The 248-nt window shown below is 52.8% G+C and carries 1 protein-coding gene; it reads left to right on the top strand.

Features of this window, described 5'->3' with window-relative positions; all coding sequences use genetic code 11:
- Window positions 1–57: 57 nt before the first annotated feature.
- Window positions 58–248 (top strand): LysR substrate-binding domain-containing protein (locus tag AAEZ05_RS29635; protein WP_350650203.1); only part of this gene is annotated, 191 nt, incomplete at its 3' end.

Genomic DNA, 248 nt, shown 5'->3' with positions numbered 1-248 from the left:
ACGCAACGCGGTGAACGCTTGCACGTCGGAGTCGACCAAGCGTTGAGGCTTTTAGGAATGACTTTGCACCAAATTGGAGATGAAGAGCTAAGTGGCACGCTAAAAGTGCGCGTTATGCCCTCCTTCGCTAGCAAGTGGTTGCTGCCGCGGATGCCATCCTTCAATCAAGCCTACCCTGGCATACAGTTGGAGGTAGAAGCGGATCTGAGTACCCCTAATTTCAATAGCGACGGCGTCGACTTGGCAAT

The organism is Pseudomonas sp. HY13-MNA-CIBAN-0226, assembly GCF_040310305.1.
GTDB lineage: Bacteria > Pseudomonadota > Gammaproteobacteria > Pseudomonadales > Pseudomonadaceae > Aquipseudomonas > Aquipseudomonas gregormendelii.
The sequence above is the reverse complement of the archived record's forward strand: the minus strand, read 5'-3'. Positions and strand labels throughout refer to the sequence as shown.